Source organism: Shinella sp., from assembly GCF_052438155.1.
Classification (GTDB): domain Bacteria; phylum Pseudomonadota; class Alphaproteobacteria; order Rhizobiales; family Rhizobiaceae; genus Shinella.
This window is the reverse complement of sequence record NZ_JBQVPI010000085.1, coordinates 1-3,836: the sequence shown is the minus strand read 5'-3', so window position 1 is coordinate 3,836 and position 3,836 is coordinate 1. Positions and strand designations below refer to the sequence as shown.

Here is a 3,836-nt window from a genome sequence, read left to right as displayed (position 1 = left end):
CAACTACGCACAGAACGTCCTGACCGCAGCTCGCACCCTCGAACAGATCAACAATCAGATCCGGATGCTGCAGAATCAGGCCAGCGAGCTGGTCAATCAGGCCCGAAATCTCGAAACCCTGCCGCTCAGCGTGCTTGAACCGCTGCAGCAGCAGATCCGCCAGACCCAACAGCTGCTGGCACGAGCTCAGGGTATTGCGCTCGACGTGCAGGCAATCGAGCGGGATTTCGGTCGCAAATACCGGACCATCGATCTGTCAGGCAGCCAGCGCGATATGGTCCGCCAGGCACAGGATCGGTGGAACGACAGTGTTGCAGCCTTCGAGGATGCCCTCAAGATCCAGTCCGGTGCAGTCCGCAACATCGAGGGCTCGCGAAGCGCCATCGAAAGCCTTGTCTCTGCGAGCCAGTCATCCACCGGCGCGCTTCAGGCAGCCCAGGCTGGCAATCAATTGCTCGCGCTCCAGTCACAGCAGCTTACAGACCTGATTGCCAGCATAGCTGCGATGGGCCGAGCTCAGTCGCTTGAGGCGGCCAACTCGGCCGCAGCAAAGGCGCAGGCTCGCGAGCAGCTGCGACGGTTCCTGGCACCAGGCCGCAGAAATGCTGCTGCCAGTCCGCAGCTTTTCCGGAATTGAGCCGGTGCGCGGTACTCTCCTGCTGCGGGTGGCTTCCTGCGCCTTTGTCGCTGCAGCGCTGATCCTCACGATGCTCGCGCTGCACGATCCAGCCCCGATGCCGGCACCCGGAGTTGTGAGGGCAGCACGCTCAGATACTGAGGCCTTGTGGCTGCAGACCTGCACACCGATGGGTGATCATGCTCTGGACAAGTCAGAATGCCGGTCGGCAGGGAGCGGACATCGCAAAAGGTTTCTGAAAGACAGAGCCCCGGAAGAGGGATCATGCATCGTCGCTTGTCCTGCTCCGTCCAGTGCCGAGGGTCAGTAAGATGGGCGGCACCGGCGTGGTCGATCGCTTCCTCGACATCTTCTCCCGCTACATCGACTCAGGCTTCGGGCTGCTGTCGGGCGAAGTCGCATTTGTCGCAACCACCCTCATCGTCATCGACGTCACGCTTGCCGCCCTGTTCTGGGCCTGGGGCGAGGCGGACGACGTTCCGGCAAGGCTGGTGAAGAAGACGCTGTTTGTCGGAGTTTTCGCCTATATCATTTCCAACTGGAACAAGCTTGCGGGAATTGTCTTCGAGAGCTTCGCAGGGCTTGGCCTCAAGGCCAGCGGAACAGGCTTTTCCACCGCCGAGCTTCTGCAGCCTGGCGCGGTAGCCCAGGTCGGTCTCGATGCGGCGCGTCCGCTGATCGAGGCCATTTCCGAGCTGATGGGCTTTGTCAGCTTTTTCGAGAATTTCCTCCAGATTATCATCCTGCTTGTTGCCTGGGCCCTTGTCGTAACTGCGTTCTTCATCCTGTCGATCCAGCTGTTCGTGACACTGATCGAGTTCAAGCTCACCACGCTTGCAGGCTTTGTCCTCATCCCGTTCGGCCTATTCGGCAGAACGGCCTTCATGGCCGAACGTGTACTGGGCAATGTCGTATCGAGCGGAATCAAGGTCCTCGTTCTGGCTGTCATCCTCGGGATCGGCTCGACCATATTTTCGGAATTCACCAGCGCCATACCCGGTGAACCGACCATCGAAGATGCACTGTCCATCGTGCTGGCAAGCTTCACCCTGCTGGGCCTCGGCATCTTCGGCCCGGGGATTGCCAACGGCATTGTCACAGGAGGGCCGCAGCTGGGTGCGGGCGCTGCAGCCGGAACCGCCCTGCTGACGGGCGGAGCGGCGTTCGGCGCGGCGAGCGGCGCAAGGCTTGCAGGCAGCGCAGTCACAGCTGCAGCTACTGTTGCAGCGCACGGAACCTCGCGTGCGGCAGGTGGCGCTGTTACCGCCTTTGCCCTTGGGTCGGCAGGCAAGACAGGTATGGCAGCGGTGCGCTCGGGCTCGGCAGCCTTGGGCGAGGCAGCCCTGGGCGCGGCAACATCTCCGCTGCGCAAAGCCAGCGCATCCATCAAGCAGTCGCTTCGTGACGGCGGCCGAGCCGCCATCACGAACACCGGCGGAACGATCATTCCTGCGCCCGGCAGCCAGCCTGCTCCCGCACCGGACTCCCCGGCTCCTCCCCCTGCATGGGCAAGGGCTTTGCAGGATCGCCAGGTTGTAGCCCACGGTGCAACCCTGGCAGCCCATGCCCTGCGGTCGGGCGACAGCAGCGGAATGGGCGCTTCCATCGATATCTCTCAAAAGGACTGAGCCCATGTTCCGACGCCCATCGATCCGCTACGGCAAAACCCCTGAAGCCGAGACACCGTATCAGCGTGCAGGCCAGATCTGGGACGACCGCATCGGCTCGGCCCGTGTTCAGGCCCGCAACTGGCGGCTTGCCTTTTTCGGAACGCTTGGGCTGTCGTGCGCACTCACTGCAGCCATCGTCTGGCAGGGAGCGCGCGGAACCATCGTCCCGTGGGTCGTCGAAGTCGACAAGCTTGGCGACGCCCGGGCCCTGGCGCCGGCCGATGCAGGCTTCACCCCATCGGACCCACAGATCGCGTTCCACCTTGCCCGGTTCATCGAGCAGGTTCGCGCGGTTCCGGAGGATCCCGTCATCGTGCGCCAGAACTGGCTGCGCGCTTACGACTTTACAACCGACAGGGGCGCGCTTGCGCTGAACGATCATGCCCGCACAAACGACCCTTTTGCGCTGATCGGCCGAGAACAGATAAGCATTGAGGTCACCAGCGTCATCCGGGCTTCGCCGACAAGTTTTCGGGTGGCCTGGATCGAGCGGAGTTACCGAGACGGGAGCCTGGCCGAGACAAGCCGCTGGACTGCGATTCTGACCATCGTTTTCGAGACGCCGCGCGTGCCTGACGCCCTGCGCAGGAACCCGCTCGGCATCTACGTCAATGCCATCAACTGGTCGAAGGAACTTGGTTCATGACTGTTCAGACCCCTCGGATTCTCGCTTGCATCCTTGCCTTGTCAGGCGTCGCCGCGGCAAGCCCCGCGCTTGCCGGCGAACAGCCTTCGGAGCCATGGCAGAGCCTGGTTTCCCGTCCCATGCCGTCCTTGCCCATTCTTCTTCCGCAGCGCGTGCCTCCCGCTGCTGCGGGCCGCTCCCGCCCCTCTGCGAGTCTCCCCGCTCCCAGACAGAGGGTGGGAGCGGCGAATGAAGCTGCGCGAGTCGAACCCGAACGGGCCGGCTTTGCCAATGCGATACAGCAGTATGCCTTTACCCAAGGCGCGCTGTTCCAGGTCTATGCCAGGCCCGGACAGGTCACGGACATTGCGCTTCAGCCTGGTGAGCGGCTCGTCGGGCCAGGCCCTGTCGCGGCTGGCGACACCGTGCGCTGGATGATAGGAGACACGGTGAGCGGAGCCGGCACTTTCGAGCAGGTGCACATTCTGGTCAAGCCGACCCGTCCGGACATTTCCACCAACCTCGTCATCAACACCGATCGGCGCACCTACCATATCGAGCTTAGAGCAGATCCGGTTGTGTATATGGCCTCGGTCTCCTGGACCTATCCGCACGACGAGCTGATCGCGGTCCGCCAGTCCCGGCTTGAGGCCGAACGCGCCGCGCCCGTGGCCGCAGGCATGGACCTGGCAAGCCTCAATTTTTCCTATGCGATCACAGGCGACAAGCCGAGCTGGCGACCGTTGCGCGCGTTCGATGACGGAGTCCGCGTGTATGTCGAATTTCCCCCAAGCGTGACCCATGGTGATCTTCCGCCGGTGTTTGTGCTTGGACCAGGAGGCGAGGCCGAACTTGTCAATTACCGCGTCTCGGGTCGCTACCTGATCATTGATCAGCTCTTCAC

General features: G+C 62.7%; 5 protein-coding genes. All 5 read left to right on the top strand.

What is annotated here, in order from left to right:
* Positions 1 to 637: P-type conjugative transfer protein TrbJ (trbJ, locus tag ACT6VE_RS34515; RefSeq protein WP_444802625.1), on the top strand; the 637-nt coding region annotated here is incomplete at its 5' end.
* The gene (locus ACT6VE_RS34510) at positions 603 to 947 is read left to right on the top strand and encodes a hypothetical protein (RefSeq protein WP_444575878.1); all 345 of its coding nucleotides are present in this window, start codon (positions 603 to 605) and stop codon (positions 945 to 947) included. The genes trbJ and ACT6VE_RS34510, both read left to right, overlap by 35 nt.
* A gap of 1 nt (position 948) precedes the next feature.
* Positions 949 to 2,265, top strand: coding sequence for a P-type conjugative transfer protein TrbL (gene trbL / locus ACT6VE_RS34505; RefSeq protein WP_444802624.1), 1,317 nt, complete (start codon positions 949 to 951; stop codon positions 2,263 to 2,265).
* Between the two features lie 4 nt (positions 2,266 to 2,269).
* A complete protein-coding gene (trbF, locus tag ACT6VE_RS34500) occupies positions 2,270 to 2,953 on the top strand; it encodes a conjugal transfer protein TrbF (protein WP_439469088.1) in 684 nt (227 codons plus the stop codon).
* On the top strand, positions 2,950 to 3,836 hold an 887-nt coding region (gene trbG, locus ACT6VE_RS34495; RefSeq protein WP_444802623.1), incomplete at its 3' end, for a P-type conjugative transfer protein TrbG. The genes trbF and trbG, both read left to right, overlap by 4 nt.

Coding starts and splice junctions, on each gene's coding strand:
- ACT6VE_RS34510 (WP_444575878.1), top strand. CDS start 603: ATGCTGCTGCCAGTCCGCAGCTTTTCCGGAATTGAGCCGGTGCGCGGT.
- trbL (WP_444802624.1), top strand. CDS start 949: ATGGGCGGCACCGGCGTGGTCGATCGCTTCCTCGACATCTTCTCCCGC.
- trbF (WP_439469088.1), top strand. CDS start 2,270: ATGTTCCGACGCCCATCGATCCGCTACGGCAAAACCCCTGAAGCCGAG.